General features: G+C 69.6%; 15 protein-coding genes and 2 tRNA genes. 6 read left to right on the forward strand and 11 right to left on the reverse strand.

Annotated elements, in window-relative coordinates; genetic code table 11:
* Window positions 1–8 precede the first annotated feature (8 nt).
* The 5 genes from ftsX to JYK18_RS05075 all read right to left on the reverse strand — a co-directional run bounded on the left by ftsX (window position 9) and on the right by JYK18_RS05075 (window position 3,953).
* Complete coding sequence (ftsX, locus tag JYK18_RS05055) at window positions 9–908, reverse strand: permease-like cell division protein FtsX (protein WP_206800993.1); 900 nt, start codon at window positions 906–908, stop codon at window positions 9–11.
* Between the two features lie 54 nt (window positions 909–962).
* On the reverse strand, window positions 963–1,652 hold the full coding sequence (gene ftsE, locus JYK18_RS05060) for a cell division ATP-binding protein FtsE (RefSeq protein ID WP_206800994.1): 690 nt from the start codon (window positions 1,650–1,652) through the stop codon (window positions 963–965).
* Between the two features lie 66 nt (window positions 1,653–1,718).
* Window positions 1,719–2,822, reverse strand: coding sequence for a peptide chain release factor 2 (gene prfB / locus JYK18_RS05065; RefSeq protein WP_206800995.1), 1,104 nt, complete (start codon window positions 2,820–2,822; stop codon window positions 1,719–1,721).
* Between the two features lie 129 nt (window positions 2,823–2,951).
* Window positions 2,952–3,452, reverse strand: coding sequence for a PadR family transcriptional regulator (locus tag JYK18_RS05070; protein WP_206800996.1), 501 nt, complete (start codon window positions 3,450–3,452; stop codon window positions 2,952–2,954).
* A gap of 424 nt (window positions 3,453–3,876) precedes the next feature.
* A tRNA-Met gene (locus tag JYK18_RS05075) sits at window positions 3,877–3,953 on the reverse strand.
* A gap of 157 nt (window positions 3,954–4,110) precedes the next feature.
* Here JYK18_RS05075 and JYK18_RS05080 point away from each other — a divergent pair.
* Window positions 4,111–5,190, forward strand: coding sequence for a hypothetical protein (locus JYK18_RS05080; RefSeq protein ID WP_206800997.1), 1,080 nt, complete (start codon window positions 4,111–4,113; stop codon window positions 5,188–5,190).
* Here the strand turns inward: JYK18_RS05080 and JYK18_RS05085 are convergent.
* The 3 genes from JYK18_RS05085 to JYK18_RS05095 all read right to left on the reverse strand — a co-directional run bounded on the left by JYK18_RS05085 (window position 5,147) and on the right by JYK18_RS05095 (window position 9,317).
* Window positions 5,147–6,118 (reverse strand): YafY family protein, encoded by a 972-nt coding sequence (locus JYK18_RS05085; protein WP_206800998.1) that lies wholly within the window; start codon window positions 6,116–6,118, stop codon window positions 5,147–5,149. The two genes, JYK18_RS05080 and JYK18_RS05085, sit on opposite strands and share 44 nt — an antisense overlap.
* A 61-nt stretch (window positions 6,119–6,179) precedes the next feature.
* A tRNA-Met gene (locus JYK18_RS05090) sits at window positions 6,180–6,253 on the reverse strand.
* 67 nt (window positions 6,254–6,320) lie between these two features.
* Window positions 6,321–9,317: a UPF0182 family protein gene (locus tag JYK18_RS05095; RefSeq protein WP_206800999.1), complete on the reverse strand. Its 2,997-nt coding sequence runs from the start codon at window positions 9,315–9,317 to the stop codon at window positions 6,321–6,323.
* A 164-nt stretch (window positions 9,318–9,481) separates the two neighbouring features.
* Between JYK18_RS05095 and JYK18_RS05100 the strand changes: the two genes are divergently transcribed.
* Window positions 9,482–10,027 (forward strand): PPA1309 family protein, encoded by a 546-nt coding sequence (locus JYK18_RS05100; protein ID WP_206801000.1) that lies wholly within the window; start codon window positions 9,482–9,484, stop codon window positions 10,025–10,027.
* A 261-nt stretch (window positions 10,028–10,288) separates the two neighbouring features.
* Here JYK18_RS05100 and JYK18_RS05105 read toward each other — a convergent pair whose 3' ends face one another.
* Window positions 10,289–11,419, reverse strand: coding sequence for a S16 family serine protease (locus tag JYK18_RS05105; RefSeq protein ID WP_307795781.1), 1,131 nt, complete (start codon window positions 11,417–11,419; stop codon window positions 10,289–10,291).
* Window positions 11,420–11,554: 135 nt separating this feature from the next.
* Between JYK18_RS05105 and JYK18_RS05110 the strand changes: the two genes are divergently transcribed.
* A complete protein-coding gene (locus JYK18_RS05110) occupies window positions 11,555–12,898 on the forward strand; it encodes a zinc-dependent metalloprotease (RefSeq protein WP_206801001.1) in 1,344 nt (447 codons plus the stop codon).
* A 17-nt stretch (window positions 12,899–12,915) separates the two neighbouring features.
* Here the strand turns inward: JYK18_RS05110 and JYK18_RS05115 are convergent, their stop codons facing one another.
* Window positions 12,916–13,431 (reverse strand): M48 family metallopeptidase, encoded by a 516-nt coding sequence (locus JYK18_RS05115; protein ID WP_206804027.1) that lies wholly within the window; start codon window positions 13,429–13,431, stop codon window positions 12,916–12,918.
* Window positions 13,432–13,636: 205 nt separating this feature from the next.
* Here JYK18_RS05115 and JYK18_RS05120 point away from each other — a divergent pair, with 205 nt between their 5' ends.
* The 3 genes from JYK18_RS05120 (at window position 13,637) to JYK18_RS05130 (ending at window position 17,416) form a co-directional block, all read left to right on the forward strand.
* On the forward strand, window positions 13,637–14,680 hold the full coding sequence (locus JYK18_RS05120; protein ID WP_206801002.1) for a TOMM precursor leader peptide-binding protein: 1,044 nt from the start codon (window positions 13,637–13,639) through the stop codon (window positions 14,678–14,680).
* A gap of 88 nt (window positions 14,681–14,768) precedes the next feature.
* Window positions 14,769–16,106: an AarF/ABC1/UbiB kinase family protein gene (locus tag JYK18_RS05125; protein ID WP_206801003.1), complete on the forward strand. Its 1,338-nt coding sequence runs from the start codon at window positions 14,769–14,771 to the stop codon at window positions 16,104–16,106.
* A gap of 365 nt (window positions 16,107–16,471) precedes the next feature.
* Complete coding sequence (locus JYK18_RS05130) at window positions 16,472–17,416, forward strand: hypothetical protein (protein ID WP_206801004.1); 945 nt, start codon at window positions 16,472–16,474, stop codon at window positions 17,414–17,416.
* Between the two features lie 179 nt (window positions 17,417–17,595).
* On the opposite strand, the gene JYK18_RS05140 is transcribed toward JYK18_RS05130, so the two are convergent.
* Window positions 17,596–18,495: a class I SAM-dependent methyltransferase gene (locus JYK18_RS05140; protein ID WP_206801006.1), complete on the reverse strand. Its 900-nt coding sequence runs from the start codon at window positions 18,493–18,495 to the stop codon at window positions 17,596–17,598.
* Window positions 18,496–18,549: the final 54 nt, after the last annotated feature.

The following is an 18,549-nucleotide window of genomic DNA, read 5'->3' on the forward strand; positions in this document are numbered from 1 at the left end:
ACCGGCATTTAATGCCGCACGTACAGACGCAGCGTGACGTAACCGGTGATGGCCGAGATCAGGATCGACACCCCGACCAGGATCGGCGCCACCGGGAACAACACGTCCAGTGTGGTCACCGGTGGAATGATCCCGCCCGCCGAGGTCAGCAGCGTGTCGAAGAACAACATCTTGCCCACGAGCAGGAAAACGATCGCGAGGATCGCCCCGACCACGCCGGCGACCACCGCCTCCAGCAGGAAGGGCAACTGCGTGTACCAGCGGGTGGCGCCGACCAGTCGCATGATGCCGACCTCGGTGCGCCTGGTGAACGCGGAGACCTGGATCGTGTTCGAGATCAGCAGCAGCGCGGCGAAGGCCTGCAACAGCGCGACCACGAAGGTGATGTTCCGGAACACGTTGAGCCCGTTGAAGAACCGCTCCAGGAACACGTTCTGGTCGTCGACCTTGTCCACCCCGGGACGACCGGTGTACTCCTTCACGATCACGTCACTGCGGCTCGGGTCCTCGAGCTTGATGTGCAGCGAGGCGGGCAGCGACTCGGGCCGCGCCAGCTCCACCAGCTCCGGCTGGCCCTCGAAGATCCGCTTGAACCGCTCGAAGGCGTCCTGCCGGTTCTCGAACACCACGGAGTCCACGCCGGGCCTGCTGTCCAGCTCGGTGCGCAGGCCGGAGCACAGCTGCTGCGAGCAGTTGGCGTCGCTGGCGCTGACGTCGTCGGTGAAGTAGACGGTGACCTCGACGTCGTCCTGGTAGTTCGTCTGCATCTTGTCGATGGTCGTGACGATCAGCAGACCGCCGCCCAGCATGGCGAGCGAAACCGCCGTGGTGATGACCATCGCGATGGTCATCGTGATGTTCCGGCGCAAGCCGGTGACGACCTCGCTGAACACAAAACTGGCACGCATCGGGGTGGCTGTCCCTTGGGGGTCGGGGGCGGAAAGGGTGCGGCGGTACGGCGGTCAGCGACCGACGCCGTAGACCCCGCGGGCATCGTCGCGCACGACCCGGCCGAGCTGCAGCTCGACCACGCGGCGGCGCATCGAGTCGACGATCGAGTGGTCGTGGGTGGCCATCAGCACGGTGGTGCCGGTGCGGTTGATCCGCTCCAGCAGCAGCATGATGTCCTGGCTGGTGTCCGGGTCCAGGTTCCCGGTCGGCTCGTCGGCCAGCAGCACCAGCGGCCGGTTGACGAAGGCGCGGGCGATCGCCACGCGCTGCTGCTCGCCACCGGAGAGCTCGTTGGGCAGGCGGTCCGCCTTGCCCTCCAGGCCGACCAGCTCGAGCACCTCGGGGACCACCTTGCGAATGGTCAGCTTCGGCTTGCCGATCACCTCGAGCGCGAACGCCACGTTCTCCGCGACGGTCTTGTTGGTGAGCAGCCGGAAGTCCTGGAACACGCAGCCGATGGTCTGGCGCAGGCGGGGGACCCGGCGCCGGGCCATCTTGGCCACGTCGAAGTTGGACACCATCACCCGGCCCTGCGACGGCACCTCCTCGCGGAGGAGCAGGCGCAGGAACGTCGACTTGCCGGACCCCGACGGGCCGATCAGGAAGACGAACTCACCCTTGTCCACCTCGACGGACACCCGTTCGAGGGCGGGGCGGGTCGACGTCTTGTAGACCTTGGATACCTCTTCGAGCCGGATCACGGTGCGTCATCCTACTCAGTCACCCGTTAAGCCTAGGTTGCCACCTCCCGGGCGGCGCCCGGGCGCTCAGGCGTTCTCGGTCTGCTTCCGCCAGCGGATGCCCGCTTCGAGGAAACCGTCGATGTCGCCGTCGAGCACCGAGCTGGGGTTGCCCACCTCGAACTCGGTGCGCAGGTCCTTGACCATCTGGTACGGGTGCAGCACGTAGGAGCGCATCTGGTTGCCCCAGCTGGAGCCACCGTCCTTGAGCGCGTTCAGCTCGGCGCGCTCCTCCTCCTTCTTCCGCTGCAGCAGCTTGGCCTGGAGCACCTTCATCGCGGCCGCCTTGTTCTGCAGCTGCGACTTCTCGTTCTGGCAGGAGACCACGATGCCGGTCGGGCCGTGCGTGATGCGCACCGCCGAGTCGGTGGTGTTCACGCTCTGCCCCCCGGGACCCGAGGAGCGGAAGACGTCGACCCGGATGTCCTTCTCCGGGATGTCGACGTGGTCGACCTCCTCGACCTCGGGCAGCACCTCGACGTGGGCGAAGGAGGTCTGGCGGCGGCCCTGGTTGTCGAACGGGGAGATGCGCACCAGCCGGTGCGTGCCCTGTTCGACGGAGAGCGTGCCGTAGACGTAGGGGGCGCTCACCTTGAAGGTGGCGGACTTGATCCCGGCCTCTTCGGCGTAGGAGATGTCGTACACGTCGGTCGGGTAGTCGTGGCGTTCCGACCAGCGCATGTACATGCGCAGCAGCATCTCGGCCCAGTCGGCCGCGTCGACGCCGCCCGCCTCGGACCGGATGGTCACCACGGCGTTGCGCTCGTCGTACTCCCCGGAGAGCAGGGTGCGCACCTCGAGGGCGGCGATCTCCTGCCGGAGCTTGCCCAGGTCGGCCTCGGCCTCGGCCTTGCTGGCGGTGTCGTCCTCGGCCTCGGCCAGCTCGTAGAGCACGCCGAGATCGTCCACCCGCTGGCGCAGCTCGGAGACCCGGCGCAGCTCGTTCTGCTTGTGCGAGAGCTGGCTGGTGATCTTCTGCGCGGCCTCCGGGTTGTCCCAGAGGTCGGGCTTCGACGCCTGCTGCTCCAGCGAGGCGACATCGGCCCGCAACGCGTCCAGGTCCATCACGGACTCGATCTGGGCCAGCGTGCCGGCGACGTCCTTCAGCTCTGCTTCAAACTCGGCGCTCACGCCGCTCCACGTTACGGGAACGCCGTCCCGGCTCCCAGCCGCCACCCTCAACGGAGGCGGTTCGGACCGGTTTTCGCCAGCGAAGAGTCGCGGCCGGTCGCAGACAACCGGCCGCGTACTCCGCTGAGCTCAGGCTTGCGGGATCGCGTCGACCAGCTTGAGGGCCGCCTTGGCGTGGGCCTGGCCGAACTCGGCCACCGCCTTCGCGTAGGGGTCCTCGGCCGCCTTGATCGCCGCCTTGGCCGCGTCGAGGTCCTCGGCGTAGGCCCCGCGGGCCTGCTCGACGAGGCTCGTGCGCTGCTTCGCCGTCAAGGTGCCGGCGTGCACCAGGCGGAGGATCAGCGGGCTGCGAAGGTGGTCGGGCCCGGCGTCGGAGGACAGCCACGCCTTGAAGGCCTTCTTGCCCGCGGCGGTGATCACGTACTGCTGACTGGAGCGCGGTCCCTGCTTGCCGAGTCGGACCAGGCCTTCCTTCGCCAGTGCCGGGAGCTCCCGGTACACCTGGCTGCGCGTGACGCTGAAGAAGGCGCCGAATCGTTCCTCCGCTCCCGCGACGAGCTGCCCGCCGGTGGCTGGGCCGTCGTGGAGCAGACCGAGCAGGGCTGCGGCTGTTGCATTCAAATCGGACACGCCTTCTACGTTCCCACTTCTCCCCAGTTCTGTCCACAGTGGCCAGCCGTTGAGTCCACAATGGCTAGTTCACTTTCGCCGGAAAACCCCCTTTCGGCCTAGCGGCTGCCTGAGTCCATAATGGACGAACACGCAACGTCAACTCGAGGTGACAGTGTTGTTCAGGGCTTTGACCAGCGGAAACGTCACCACACCGCACGGTCGGCCAGTGGTTCGACCGCTGACCCGGCCAAGGATGCTGAGTTCGTTCGTCCACAAAAATTGCACCAGGTGCGAATACACGCACCACGTGCGAGAAGGACTGTCCACTCGCCACCCCTACAGCCCAATATGGACTCGGGCGCAACCGGCAGCACACGATCGGACACGGAGCGAACACAAATGAAGAGGCCCGGTCCGCCGAAACGAACCGGGCCTCTTCCCGTGGTAGCGGGGACAGGATTTGAACCTGCGACCTCTGGGTTATGAGCCCAGCGAGCTACCGAGCTGCTCCACCCCGCGTTGTGAAAACAAGATTACAGGGCGGTGCGGGGCACGCTGACACCGGGTGTCCTTAGTGCCATATTCGCAGGTCAGGGCCAGGTTTCCCACCTGAGAGGGAGGCAGCTCGCCCGCGCGGTGGAAGCGCTCGGCACCCCACTCCACCCACCCTGACCCCGTGAACACGACAGGCCCACACCCCACCGGCGAACGCCCGCGAGCCCTCCGGCCCACCACCGACGACCCAGACCAGGGCTCTCGCACCGACGAGTGGCACCGCCACGGCAGTCACGCTGCCACCGGCGTCCACCGGCGCCGCCACCTCGCTACCCCGAGGCGGCTGGCCATCGCGCTCGGCTGCTGGAGCCTCGCCTACGGCGCCCTCCGGCTCCTCGCGCCCCTCCCCGGCGGCGACCGCAACGCGGACCTGGCGGCCGTCCCCGGCTGGGCCGTCGCCGCCGTCTGCGTGCTCGGCGCCCTGGTGGCCTTCACGCCCCGTGGAAGCCGGGCGGTGCTTGTGGCGGGCTGGGCGGTGGCGGCCGTCCTGTCAGCGCTCGGCTTCGTGCTCGTGCTTGATCTAGTCGCCATCGCCCTGCCCGGACTGGACCTGCCGTTCGCCCTCCTGCCGTTCCTCCTCCGGCTCGCCTGCGCGCTGACCGGCCTCGCGTTCGCCCGGCTCACCCTCGCCCGCCGACGACGGCTTCGCGGCGCCTGCCCCGACTGCGGCCGCATCAACGGCGTGACCCGCCTGGCCGTCCGCCCGCGGTGGGCCCTGGTGGCCGGCTACCTCGCCGTCGCCGGGTGCGCCCTCCGCTTCGGCGCGCAAACCCTTTGGCACGACGATCTTCCGATCGGCATGTCCGCGTCCGCCTGGGTCTTCATCCTCGGCATGCTGGCCGGCGGCACGCTCCTGCCGCTGGCACTGGTCCACCGCTGGGGCGAGGTCTGGCCGCGCTGGGTCCTGCCGCTCGCCGGGACGCGCGTCCCGCGCCTGGTGCTGCTGATCCCCGCCGCGCTGTTCGCCCTCGGGCTCGTCTCCTACTTCGGCGCGTTCGGTCTCGTCGAGCTGGTCGTGCACGCGGTGTCCGGCGAACCGACCGAGCACGCGCTCTTCCTCTGGCTCGCCGTGATCGGCTACCTCGCTTGGGGCACCGGCATCGGCGCGGCGGCCATCGCCTACTACGCGCGGACCCGCCCCGAATGTCCACACGGGACTAACGGTCGTAGAGCTTCGACAGACCGTCGACGAGTTCCGTGATCCGGTCGCGCAGTTCGGGCGGATCGAGCACCTCGACCTCCGGCCCGAGCCGGAGCAGGTCCCCCGCGGTGTAGGCGATCGATTCGATCGGGATGGCGCCGGTCACCCAGCCGTCGTCCCCCGGTTCGCCCGACGACTCGGCGAACGCCTTGACCACATCGGCCGCGTACGTGTCGGCGAACTGCTCGACCCCCAGCGGCGAAAGCCGGATCACCGCCGCCCCGCGCCGCCGCCGGGCCAGGAAGTCGGCGCGGTAAGCCGACCAGTACGCGGCGAGGTCGAACTCCGGCGGCCGGTCGAACCGCTCCCCCTCACTCAGTTCGAGGATCTGGTTCACCCGATAGGTGGCGGTCCGCTCGCCACTGTTCGCGACCAGGTACCAGCGACCGGCCTTGAGCACGAGACCGTACGGCTCCAATGTGCGCTCGACGTCCCTCGGCTCGCGCCAGCGGTGGTACCGAACGTGCAGCACCCGCTGGGTCCACACCGCATCGGCCACGGCCGCCAGGTGCGGGGTCTCCTCGGCGTCGGAGTACCAGCCGGGTGCGTCCAGGTGGAACCGCGAGGCGATGCGCTCGGTGCGTTCCCGCAACTCGGCGGGCATCGCGGCGAGCACCTTGAGCTGAGCCGTCCCGGCCACCTGCGCCAGCCCCAGCTCCGCCGCGGGCCCCGGCAACCCGGTGAGGAACAGCGTCTCGGCCTCCGCCGCGGTGAGCCCGGTCAACCGCGTGCGGTACCCGTCGAGCAACTGGTACCCGCCCGCCGGCCCGGCGTCGCCGTACAGCGGGATCCCGGCCGCGTGCAACGACTCGGCGTCCCGGTAGATGGTGCGCACCGAGACCTCGAGTTCCGCGGCCAGCTCACGTGCCGTCATGCGCCCGCGTGCCTGCAGCAGCAACAACATCGACACCAGGCGACTGGCCCGCACCCGATCCTCCCGGAAACGCGAAAGAGGGCCGTGTCCTGGGACACGACCCTCTTTCCCTCTGTAGCGGGGACAGGATTTGAACCTGCGACCTCTGGGTTATGAGCCCAGCGAGCTACCGAGCTGCTCCACCCCGCGTTGTGACACCAACCTTACGCCGCGGTTTCCCGGCGGTGCAAAGCGGGTGCCCCAAAGGTTGCCGACGTCACCCTCCCGCGGGCGGCTGGGCGGCCGCCTTCGCCTGCTCGTAGCGGTTGGCCGCCGCCTCCAGGTCGGACAGCGCCTGGCCCTGTGCGACGAAGTCACCGGACTGCTGCGCCGCCTTCAGCCTGGTCAGCGCCGCGTCGATGTCCGCGACCGCCTGGTCCACCTGCGGGTTGCCGGTGGTCGGCGGCAACGGCACGTTCTGCCCCTGCGTCGGCGGCGGGGTCGACGTCGACGGCGGAGGCGAGTTCGGATCGGTCGACGGCGGCGTCGTGGGCGGCGGCGTCCCCTGGTCCGGTCCGGTCGCCGCGTCACCGGTGCCCGGTCCGAACACCTCGTCGAGCGCCTGGTTCAGCGTCGGTGCGAAGCCGACCTTCGACCCGTACGAGACGAGCACGCGGGCCAGCTGCGGGAAGCTGTTCGCGTTCCGCTGCTGGATGTAGATCGGTTCGACGTAGATGAACCCGTCGGCGAGCGGCAGGGTCAGCAGGTTGCCGGGGATCACGTTGACGCTCTGGTTGCCCAGCAGCGTTCTCTGCTCGGCGAACTCCGGGTCCGATTGGAACCGGTTCTGCACCTGCACCGGACCGTCGTTCTGGTTGCTGCCGTCACTGGGCAGCCGCAGGACTCTGATCTGGCCGTAGTCCTCCGGTTCGGACGAGACCGACACCCACGCCGCGAGGTATTGCCGCTGCAACGCGGTCAGTGAACTGGTCAACTGGAACTTCGGCGCGGGATCGCCCGGCGCCTGCGCCATCACGTAGTACGCCGGTTGCTTCGGCCCGTTCGCGCTCGGGTCGAGCCCGCCGTCCTTGGTCGGGTCCGGCGGCACGCTCCAGAACGTCTGGGTCGAGAAGAACTCCTGCGGGCTGCCGACGTGGTACTTGGTCAGCAGTTCGCGCTGCACCTTGAACATGTCCTCCGGGTACCGGAAGTGCTCGCGCAGGCTCGGGGTGATCTCCGAGCTCGGCTTCACGACCCCGGGGAAGACGTTCTTCCACGCGTTCAGCACCGGCTCGTTGTCGTCCAGCGCGTACAGCGTGACCGTGCCGTTGAACGCGTCGACGGTGGCCTTGACCGAGTTCCGGATGTAGTTCAGCGAGCTGTTCTGCTGCCTCGCCACCCCGGACAGCGAGTCCTGTGTGGCCGCGCCCAGCTGGGTCTGCTGGGCGTACGGGAAGTTGTTCATCGTGGTGTAGCCGTCGACGATCCACTGGATCTTGCCGTCGATCACCGCCGGGTACGGGTCGCCGTCCACGGTCAGCCACGGCGCGACCTTGCTGACCCGGTCCCGCGGGTCGCGGTTGTACATGATCTTCGAGCCTTCGCTGATGGCGTCGGAGAAGAGGATGTTGCGCTCCCCCTCGTTCGCCGCGAAGACCAGCCGGTTGAACCAGCCGTCGATCGGGACCCCGCCGCTGCCCTTGTAGAGGTAGCTGCGGTCGGAGGCGGTGTCGAACTCACCGGGTGCCTTGCCCGGCTGCCCGCCGACGATGGCGTAGTCGGTGGCCAGCTCGCCGTAGTAGACGCGGGCCTCGTCGACCTGGATGCCCGAGCCCTTCGGGTTCACCGTGTCACTGGTCGTGGCGACCGGATAACCACCGTCGGAGTTGCCCTGCCCGGTGGCCGTGGTGTCGCCGACCGCGCGGTCGATGGTGTTCGCCGGTGCCGCGACGAAGCCGTTCCCGTGCGTGTAGACGAGGTGCCGGTTGATCCAGGTCCGCTGGTTCTCGGCGAGGCCCTCGGTCTTGATCTCCTTCGCGGCGACGATGTAGTCCTGCCGCTTGCCGTTGACCTCGTAGCGGTCGACGTCCAGCTTCTCCGGGAAGCCGTAGAAGTTCTCGCGGCCGACGCGCTGGGTGAAGGTCGGGGTCAGCACGTCCGGGTCGAGCAGGCGGATGTTCGGGATGGTGCCCTTGTCCGCGCGCACCTCGGCCGGGGTGGCCGTGGTCTTGCCCGTGTAGTTGTCGTACTTGACGTCCCCGAGGTCGAAGGCGAACTTCGTGGCGTCCATGTTCCGCTGGATCGACTGCGCTTCCTTCTCGTTCGCGTTCGGGCGCACCGAGAACTGCTCCAGCACGGCGGGCCAGGCGGCGCCGACCAGGATGCCGGACAGGATCAGCAGCACCAGCGCGATCGCCGGGAGCTGGATGTTGCGCAGGAACGCGCCGACGAAGAAGGCGATCGCGCAGAACACCGAGATGCACAGCAGGATCAGCTTCGCGGGCAGCACCGCGTTCAGGTCGGTGTAGGTGGCACCGTAGAACAGCGGGGCGTTGCGGTCGGAGAACAGCAGGTTGTACCGGTCGAGGAAGTACTCGACCGCCTTGAACAGGACGAACAGGCCGATGGTGATGGCCAGTTGCACCCGCGCCGGGCCGGCCATCTGCCCGCCCTTGCCGGCCAGCCGGATGCCGCCGAACAGGTAGTGCGCGAGCAGCGCGCCGATGAAGGCCACCGCGATCGCGACGAACAGCCAGCCCAGCAGCCAGTTGTAGAACGGCAGGTCGAAGGCGTAGAAGCCGACGTCGTTGCCGAACTCGGGGTCGGTCTGGCCGAAGTTCGTGCCGTTGAAGAACAGCTGGACGCGCTGCCAGGCGTCCTGGCCGGAGAAGCCGGCCACCACGCCGGCCACCACGGGGATGCCGATGCCGAACAGCCGGATGCGCGCGACCACGGTGGAGCGGTACCGGGCCAGCGGGTCGTCCGCGCCCGAGACCGGGACGAACACCGGCCGGGTGCGGTAGGCGATGGCCAGGCTCAGCGCGAGCGCGCCGCCGACCAGCAGGCCCACCGCGAAGAACAAGCCGATCCGCGTGTAGAGCTCGGTGGTGAACACGTTCCGGGCGCCGACCTCGCCGAACCACAGCCAGTCGACGTAGGTATCGAGCAGTCTCGCGCCCAGTAGCAGCGCCAGCACGACAACGGCCGCGATGATCAGCAGTATCCGGCTGCGCTTGGACAGTTTCGGCAGGCTCACGGGGGGCCGAGTGGCCACTGCACACGCTCCTGTTGTCGTGATCTGGTACGCCGGGGCACCGGCACCGGCATCACTGCCGACTGCCCCTGGATACCTAACTCTACGGATGGCCTCCTGAGTTCCCTGAACCGCCCAAACCGGGCGCGTAAAACGGTGCTCGGGGAGCCTGCCACGATGTGCGCATGACGGAGAGCGAGAAGCCGGCGGCCGGGGTGGGCGCGCTGGCCCGCGAGGTGGAGGAGTTCGTGGCGTCGGGTGGCTGGGAGCAGCCGCCGCAGCTGTTCGCTCTGGTGCCGACGGGGGCGCTGCTCGCCCAGCAGCCGGAGCTGGCCGGTCAGCTCGACGCCGAGGCCGAGCTGACGCCGGTGGCGCAGGAAGCGTTGCCGGAAGGTGACCTCGCCGAGGCGCTCGGCCGGATCGCCTGGCCGGAACTGGTGGTCGGGTGCGCGCTGGCGCAGGAGATCATCGTGCTGCCGCCGGACGCCGAGGAGGAGCTGGCCGAGGTCGGGGAAACCGACGCCGACCGCCTGCGCCAGGCAGCCGCCGACCACCCGCGCCGCACCGAGGCCCGCCTGGTCGCCGCCGTCCTCCGAGGCGGCGAGGCCTCCTGCGTCATGCGACTGCGCGGCATCAACACCACCGAAGGCGACCCGGTGGACGAGATCATCGAAAGCCCGGACCTCGCCCCGAACCTGATCGAAGCCCTCCAAGCGACGCTCGCCCCCTGAGGCACGCGCCCAACAAGCCGAGGCCATCGCCCTCGCTCGAACTGCGGCTTCGCGCCCAGCCAGCCGAGGCCACCACACGCCCCTCGGCCGCACCGTGGCTTCGCGTCCAGCCGGTCGAGGCCACCACACGACCCTCATCCGCTCCTCGGCTTCGCCCAGCCGGGCGAAGCCGCGGAGCGACACTCGCCTCTCGCCACAGCTCCGGGCACCGCCCAGGTGTCTGTCCGTTGAGCCGGAGTCGGCAAGTCGTGCCGGGAAAGCTCAGCAGGAGGGCGTCGGGCGGTTCGCCTTGAGGTCTTCCAGGGCGGTCAGCGCACCATCCAGGCTGCCCACCTTCACCAGCTTCAGCCCCTCCGGCGCGGCCGCGGCCGCCTCGGCGCAGTTCTCCTCGGGCACCAGGAAGGTGGTCGCCCCGGCCTCACGCGCCGCGACCACCTTGAAGCTGATCCCGCCGATCGGGTTCACCTCACCGCGCTCGGTGATCTCCCCGGTGCCAGCGATGTGCTCGCCCGCCACCAGTTCACCCTCGGTGAGCTGGTCGACGATGGCCAGCGCGAACATCAGCCCGGCCGACGGACCGCCGACCTCCTGCAGCGTGATCGACACGTCGTAGGGCACGTCGGCGCGTTCGATCGGCTGGAGCCCGATGAAGCCCTCGGTCCGCGACGGCTCCGGGTTCTGCGCCAGCGTCAGCGACTCGGTGCGCGCGGGCTGGCCCTCGTGCTGGAAGGTGATCTGGATGGTCTCCCCCGGCCGGGTGCCCGCCAGCGCCTCGCGAACCTTCTCCTCGCTGGTGATGTCGGTGTTGTTGACCTTGAGCAGCCGGTCGCCCGCGGCCAGCACGTGGTCGGCCGGGCTGCCCGCCACCACTTCCTTGGCCAGCACCTTCACCGGCTCGCCGAGCTTGCGCAGCGCGGCGACCTCGGCGTTGCTCTGCGAGTCCTGGAACTGCTTGACGTTCTGCTGCTTGACCTCTTCGTCCGACTCGCCCGGCTTGAAGTACTCCTCGCGCGGGGCCAGCGCGTACCGCCCGCTCACCCAGTAGCCGAGCGACTCGAACAGCGAGACCTCGTCGGTCAGCGAAACCGTGGTCATCCGGAGCTCCCCGCTGGTGGGGAAGGTCTGGTGCCCCTTGATCTCGATCACCGGCACGCCGTCGACGCGGCCGAGGGTGTCGTAGGTCGGCCCCGGCCCCAGCGCCACGTAGGGCACCCGGACGAACAGCCCGCACATGACGAACACCAGCACCAGCGCACTGCTCAGCACCAGCGTCCAGCCGCGCCGGGTCAACCGGTGCCCGGGCTCCTCTTCTACCGCCGCGAGCGACGCGTACGGGTCGTAGGTACCCGGACGGGTCTTCTCGGCCGTGGTTTCGTCGCGCGACTCACTCACGAGGAGACAGCGTACGGTGACCATCGGCGGTCACCCGGCCCAGGCGCGCGTTTCGGGTCACGGAACCGCATAAGCCGTGCGAGAACGACGCGCGGTGACGAGGTGCTGCGCGGACGAGCCGCGTACGGTGGTCCTATGAGCAAACCCCCCTTCGGCTTCGGACCGCCCGATCCCGAAAAGCGTCGAGACAACGACCCGTCCGATCAGGGTGGCCAGTTCGGCCAGGGCGCCGACGCGTTCAACCAGCTGGGGCAGATGCTCTCCCAGCTGGGGCAGATGCTCAGCCAGGCCGGCAATTCCACGGGCCCGGTGAACTACGACCTCGCCAAGCAGATCGCCCTCCAGCAGCTGGGTACCAGCGGCGAGGTGACGATCGGCTTCGCCGCGCAGGGCGACTCCGGGACAGCCGTGCGCGACGCCGCCCACCTGGCCGAGCTCTGGCTGGACGCGGCGACCATCCTGCCCGCCGGCGCCACCAGCACGGTGGCCTGGACCGGCCGCGACTGGGTGGAGAAGACCCTGCCCACCTGGCAGCGCCTGTGCGACCCGGTGGCCAAGCGCGTCTCCGGCGCCTGGGTGGAGGCCATGCCGGAAGAGGCCAAGCAGGCCGCCGGCCCGCTGCTGTCGATGATGGGCCAGATGGGCGGCATGGCCTTCGGCTCGCAGATCGGCAGCGCGCTCGGTCAGCTCGCCTCCGAGGTGCTCACCTCCACCGAGGTCGGGCTGCCCCTCGGCCCGGACAACACCTCCGCCCTGCTCCCGGCGAACATCGAGAAGTTCACCGAGGGCCTCGAGCGCCCCGGCAGCGAGGTGCTCGTTTTCCTCGCTGCCCGCGAGGCCGCGCACCAGCGCCTCTTCGCCCACGTGCCCTGGCTGCGGCAGCGCCTGCTGGCCACCGTCGAGGAGTTCGCCAGCGGCATCACGGTGGACACCTCCGCGCTGGAGCAACTGGCCGGCCGGATCGATCCGTCGAACCCGTCGAGCATCGAGGAGGCCATGTCCTCCGGCCTGCTCGAACCGCAGACCACGCCGGAGCAGAAGGCGGCGCTGAACCGCCTCGAAACCCTGCTCGCCCTGGTCGAGGGCTGGGTCGACGTGGTGGTGGCCGAGGCCGTCGGCGACCGCCTGCCCGGCGCCGACGCACTGCGGGAGACGCTGCGCCGCCGCCGCGCGACCGGTGGTCCCGCCGAGCAGACCTTCGCCACGCTGGTCGGGCTCGAGCTGCGCCCGCGCCGCATGCGGGCCGCCTCCGCGTTGTGGAAGCTGGTCGGCGACACCCACGGCATCGAGCAGCGGGACAACCTCTGGTCGCACCCGGACCTGATGCCCACCACGGACGACCTGGACGACCCGATGGCGTTTTCCGAGCGCCTCGGCGAGGGCGAGTCCGACCCCATCGCGGAGATCGAACGCGCCCAGCGCGCCGCGGACGAGAAGCGCGAGCAGGACAAGCCGGACACCTCCGGCGACGAGAGCTGATCCGGCTCGTCCATCGCTCAGTCCTCCGCCGTGATGCCCAGCCCCGCGGCGGAGGACAGGCCTTCCAGGTACCCCATGGCCCGTTCGGTCTTGGGGTAGCGCCGCACCAGCGCCCAGAACTCGGCGTTGTGCGCGGCCACCTTCAGGTGTGCCAGTTCGTGCACCAGCACGTAGTCGAGCACCCACGGCGGTACCTCCCGCAGGCGTTCACTGACCCGGATGCTGGCGTCCACCGGTGTGCAGGACGCCCACCTGGTCCGCATCGGCGGTACCCAGCGGACCACCGACGGGTTCGCCTCCCCGTCCAGGTAGCGGGCGGACAGTTCGGCGCACCTGGCCAGCAGTGCGGCATCGGACTCTCGGGCAGGCGAGGCTCTCCGCAGCTCGGTCCGCTGCAGTTTGCGCTGCATCTCGGCCACCCAGTGGGCCTCTTCGGTCTTGGACATCAACGCGGGGATCAGGACGACGAGCGTCTCACCCTCGCGGTAGGCGGTGACGGTCCTCCGCCGCCGCTTGCTCCTGCGTACTTCGATCTTCTGTTGTGCGAGTTTGCTGTGTTCCCGGCTCCTCGGCGAGGGCACCCGTGCGTCGGCCACATGACAAAGGTACGGCCAGGGACCGACAAGTCCGATGGATTGCGGGTCACATCGTCCGAGTTGTCCACAACGTAGATAAGCCTGTGGACAACTCGCCGCGTTCTTAGTGGATTCTTAGCGCCCGTGGCGCACGCTCTGTCACATGATCAACCCGAAACCGGAACCCGAGGTGACCCTGCCGGCTCGCCCGCGAGTGCTGCCGGGCCTGCCCGTGCTCGAACGCGGGCGCGGCGAGGTCCAGATCGGCCTCGACCCACGCCACGGCATGGTGGTCAGCGGTCTCAGTCCCGTGCTGGTGTCCACGCTGCGCTCACTGGACGGCAGCCGCGCCACTACCGAGCTGTTCGGCCTGGTCGGGAGCGACGAGGCCGAGGAACTGCGCATGATGCTGACCAAGCTCACCCGGCTCGGGCTGATCGAGGACGCCGGACCGGCGGGCCCGCTGAACAACTCGGCGGAGACGGCCCTCTGGTCGCTGCGCACCCAGCGGAGCAGCACCGAACTCGCCACCGAGCGGGCGCACTGCGCGGTGTCCATCCGCGGCGGCGGACGCCTCGCGGTGGCCATGGCCACCTTGCTCGCGAACGCGGGCGTGGGTCACATCGAGATACGCGCCAAGGGGCAGGTCACCGAGCGCGACCTCGGATCGGGGTACACCGAGGGCGACCTCGGCAGGCCACGCGCCCAGGCGATGGCCGCGGCGATCCGGCGGGCGAGTCCGATGGTCCGGACGACCAGGCTGACCGACCGCCGCCTGCCCGAGCTGGTGCTGCTCACCGACTCCGTGGTGCCCGCGCCGGAGGTGGTCGGCGAACTGCACGCGGAGGGCCTCCCCCATCTCGTCGTGCGCGTTCGAGAGGGCCTCGGCCTGGTCGGCCCGCTGGTGTACCCGGGCCGGAGCAGCTGCCTGCGCTGCGCCGACCTGTACCGGTCGGGCGCCGATTCGAGCTGGCCGACGGTGGCCGGGCAGCTGGCCGGACGAGAGCAGGAGGCCGACGCGGCCAACATCTATGCCGTCGCGGGCTTCGCCACCCGGCAGGCGTTGCGCGTACTGCACTACCACCACGAACCCCCGCCGACCTGGAACGGAGTGCTCGAACTGGACACCTATTCCGGCAAGCTGCGCCGGCGCCACTGGTCACCGCACCCGGCCTGCGGATGCGGTGCGGTCGAACTCGCGTGCTGAGCGAACCGCCCTACGACGTGCGACGTAGCCCACACTGTCTCCGGTCAACGGCTGCGCACCCCGAGATCGACAAGGCACAATCGCGTAGGTGACCGACTCCCGCGACAACGCCGAAGACGCCGCCATGCCGAGGCGAGCCGCCGCTCGCACGGCCAAGCTCGCTTCGCTCCCGCTCGGCATGGCCGGGCGAGCGGTCGGCGGCTGGGGCCGTCGGCTGACCGGCCAGAGCGCGGACGAGGTCAACGCCACCCTCTCGGCCAAGGCCGCCGAGCAGCTCTTCGAGGTGCTCGGCACGCTCAAGGGCGGCGCGATGAAGTTCGGCCAGGCACTGAGCGTCTTCGAAGCGGCTGTCCCCGACGAGATGGCCGCGCCGTACCGGGAGGCCCTGACCAAGCTGCAGTCGGCCGCGCCCCCGATGCCCGCCCGCCAGACCCATCGAGTGCTCGCCGAGCAGCTGGGGCGGTCGTGGCGCGAGCGGTTCGCCGAGTTCAGCGACGAGCCCGCCGCCTCGGCGAGCATCGGCCAGGTGCACCGCGCGGTCTGGCACGACGGCCGCGAGGTCGCCGTGAAGGTGCAGTACCCGGGCGCCGACGAGGCCCTGCGCAGCGACCTCCGCCAGTTGCAGCGCCTGAGCAGGCTGTTCCAGGCGTTCGTCCCCGGCACCGAGGTGAAGCCGCTGCTCGCCGAACTCGCCGACCGGATGGACGAAGAGCTCGACTACCGCTCCGAGGCGGAGAACCAGCGAGGCTTCGCCAAGGCCTTCGACGGCGACGACCAGGTCCTCGTGCCGAAGGTGGTGGCCAGCGCCCCCAAGGTGGTGGTGACCGAGTGGATCACCGGCACCCCGCTCTCGCGCATCATCGCCGAAGGCACCACTGAGCAGCGCAACGAAGCGGGCAGGTTGCTCGCCGAGTTCCACTACTCCTCACCGGTACGGGCTCACCTCCTCCATTCCGATCCGCACCCAGGCAACTTCATGCTGCTCGACGACGGCAGGCTCGGCGTCATCGACTTCGGCGCCGTCGCCCGCCTGCCCAACGGGGCACCTCCCATGCTGGGCGTGATCATGCGGCTGGCGCTGGACGGCGAGTCGGTCAAACTGCTCGAAGCCCTGCGCCAGGAGGGCTTCGTCCGCTCGGGCACCGTGCTCGACCCGGCCGACGTGCAGGCCTACCTCGCGCCCTTCGTCGCGCCGCTGACCACCGAGCGCTTCCACTTCACCCGGCGCTGGGCGCAGAAGCAGGCCGGCCGCCTCGGCGACACCCGCGGACAGGACTTCCGCACCGGCCGCTCACTGAACCTGCCGCCGAACTGGCTGCTGATCCACCGCGTCACCGCGGGCGCCGTCGGCATCCTCTGCCAACTGGACGCCGAAATCGCCCTCCGTTCCATCGTCGAACACTGGCAACCCGGCTTCGCCGACTAACGCTTCCCAACCACACGAATCAGCAATTCCTCCCTGTAGGCACTCCAGACGAACAAACGAATTGATCCGCGCTTCACCCACGCCCGCGCCCGGCCGTGCACAGTCCGACCATGATGCCGCACGGCCGACTCTGAGGCCTCCACCAGCCCAGATAGCACTTCGAGCGCTGACCTCCGGCGTTCGAGCCCGCCGGTGATTAAAGGTCTACCCCACAGCCGGGATCGTCCGCCAGCATCGCCGCGAATCCGCGCTCAGTTATCCACAATTCCGCGCCAAACTGGCCAAAGTCACCATTCGCGGGCCAAGTTGTCCACATTTCTCCGCACCTCTGGCTCCCGCTCTTCCGCCCCGCGAAGCTCGAAGGCATGACTCGCCTCAGCAATCTCGCACTGGCCGAGCTCCGCACCATCGCCAGGGACAACATCCTGACCGTGCAGCAGCTCCGCACAGCCGGCCTGTCGTCGTCCGGCATCAGCAACCGCTGCCGTCCCGGCGGTCCGTGGCGTCGGCTGTTCACCAACACCGTTCTGCTCAGCAACACCGAGCCCACCCGCTCCCAGCTGCTGCGCGCCGCGATCACCTCGCTGGGCTCGGGCACGATCATCACCGGCATCGATTCGCTGAACGCGCACGGCGTCGGACTACCCCCGCCGCCGGCGATCCACCTGCTGGTCGACGCCCATCGAAGAGCGACGCACTCCGGCTTGGTCGTCGAACGAACGTCGAAGCTGCCGGAAGCGGTCTGGCTCAACGACCTCCCCTACGCCCCGCCAGCCAGGGCGGCGGTGGACGCCGCCCGCCGCGAGCCCGATGAAGAACGCCATCGCGATCTGCTGTCCAGGACCGTCTACTTCGGACTCTGCGGGCTCGACGAGCTGACCGCGGCCACCTTCAGCGGCGGGCAGCGCGGGGTGTCCGGGGTGCGCACGATGCTGCGTCACCTCGACGGCACGGCGTGCACCCAGGGCAACGGCCGGGCGAAACGGCTGCTTCGCCACGTCCCGCTGCCGCCGCCGCAGTGGAACGTCACGGTCTGCGATTCGGCCGGGCGCGGTATCGGTCAGGTCGATGCCTGGTGGGACGACATAGCGCTGGGCTGGCAGGTGGGCGTGCCGCCGAACCAGCGGCACGGGCACCTCGGCTACCTCGCGCTGTCGGCCGCAGGTGTGGTGCTCGTCCGGACCCCGCTCGACGATTTGCCCGACATACCCGCGGTGACCCGGCAGCTGGTCAGCGCCTTCGCCACGGCGGCCGCACGCAAACGTCCGCCGGTCCGGTCGGTGACCAGGCTGCGACCGCGGGCGGCGTGATGATCACCAGTACTCGTCGGGCAACTTGCCCTCGATGTCGCGGACATGGGTACGCGAGCAGTCGGGGCACAGCCACTGCCGCACACCCCGCTCGACCTGGGTGGACCAGGTCAACGCCTGCGCCGGATCCTCGCTACGCCGAGTCCCGCACCGCGCGCAGGCGACCGGCTCCGGCGCACTCATCCGGCGCGCCCGTGGTGCACAGTCCGGGTTTGCAGCACGAACAGGTCGTCTCGCGCACCCAGGTAGTCCGGGCTGTTGAGGTCGAGGAGGCGGGCGAGGGCATCCCGATCGGCTTCGCCGAGGTTGTCTCCAGCGATCTCGGCCATGAATCGGACGCGCTCGACCACGTAGGCGGCGGCGTCAGAGTGCGGGGCGACCGGCTTGTCGACCAGGTAGCTGAACCTGCCGACGTCGGTGAGGCCGGCCTTGGTCAGGGCGACTCCCCAGCCGTGGGGCATTCGGACCACGCCCTCCATCCCGGCACGCAGAGCGGCGAACCAGTCGGCGCCGACGGCGTGGAGGCGCTGCTCGATTCCCGGGTCGCCGACGCCCAGGTCCCACGGCAGGTTCTGCGATTCAAGCCCGCCTTCGCTGACCGCGAGCAGTCCGCCGGGACGGACAGCCTTCGCGATCCGCGTGAGCGCGGCCTGCTGGTCCGGGAGGTGGTGCACCACGGCTGAAGCCCACACCAGGTCCGCGCGGAACTCACCGAAGTCGACTTCGGCCGCGTCGCCGAGCACCGTCCGGACGGTGACCTCGGCGCCACCGTGATCCTTGACGGCGGCTTCGGCCAGCGCCAGAAGTTCGGGGACGGCATCGACCAGCACCACGGTGCCGCCGCCGCGGGAACGCAGCTCGGTGGCGAGCGCCGCGCTCATCCCGCCGGCGCCGGGACCGATGTCGATCACGGTCGGCTCGGCGGGCAGCGCGGCGGTGGCGGTAAGTCGCTGGGCGACCTCGGCGTAGGCCTCGGCGGCGAGGTGATCGGCCACCTTCAGCCGGTCGGCCCGTGCCGCCCAGTCCATCTCGTCGTGGGTGTGTCCGTGGCCGTGGCCGTGGTGGTGTCCGGGAGCCATGTCCTCATCTAACACGCAAACGCGGGTGGGGAAACGGCCCCCGAGCCGCTTCCC

The organism is Amycolatopsis sp. 195334CR, from assembly GCF_017309385.1.
Lineage (GTDB): Bacteria > Actinomycetota > Actinomycetes > Mycobacteriales > Pseudonocardiaceae > Amycolatopsis.

Coding starts and splice junctions, on each gene's coding strand:
- ftsX (WP_206800993.1), bottom strand. CDS start 908: ATGCGTGCCAGTTTTGTGTTCAGCGAGGTCGTCACCGGCTTGCGCCGG.
- JYK18_RS05100 (WP_206801000.1), top strand. CDS start 9,482: ATGACGGAGAGCGAGAAGCCGGCGGCCGGGGTGGGCGCGCTGGCCCGC.
- JYK18_RS05130 (WP_206801004.1), top strand. CDS start 16,472: ATGACTCGCCTCAGCAATCTCGCACTGGCCGAGCTCCGCACCATCGCC.
- JYK18_RS05140 (WP_206801006.1), bottom strand. CDS start 18,495: ATGGCTCCCGGACACCACCACGGCCACGGCCACGGACACACCCACGAC.
- JYK18_RS05120 (WP_206801002.1), top strand. CDS start 13,637: ATGATCAACCCGAAACCGGAACCCGAGGTGACCCTGCCGGCTCGCCCG.
- JYK18_RS05110 (WP_206801001.1), top strand. CDS start 11,555: ATGAGCAAACCCCCCTTCGGCTTCGGACCGCCCGATCCCGAAAAGCGT.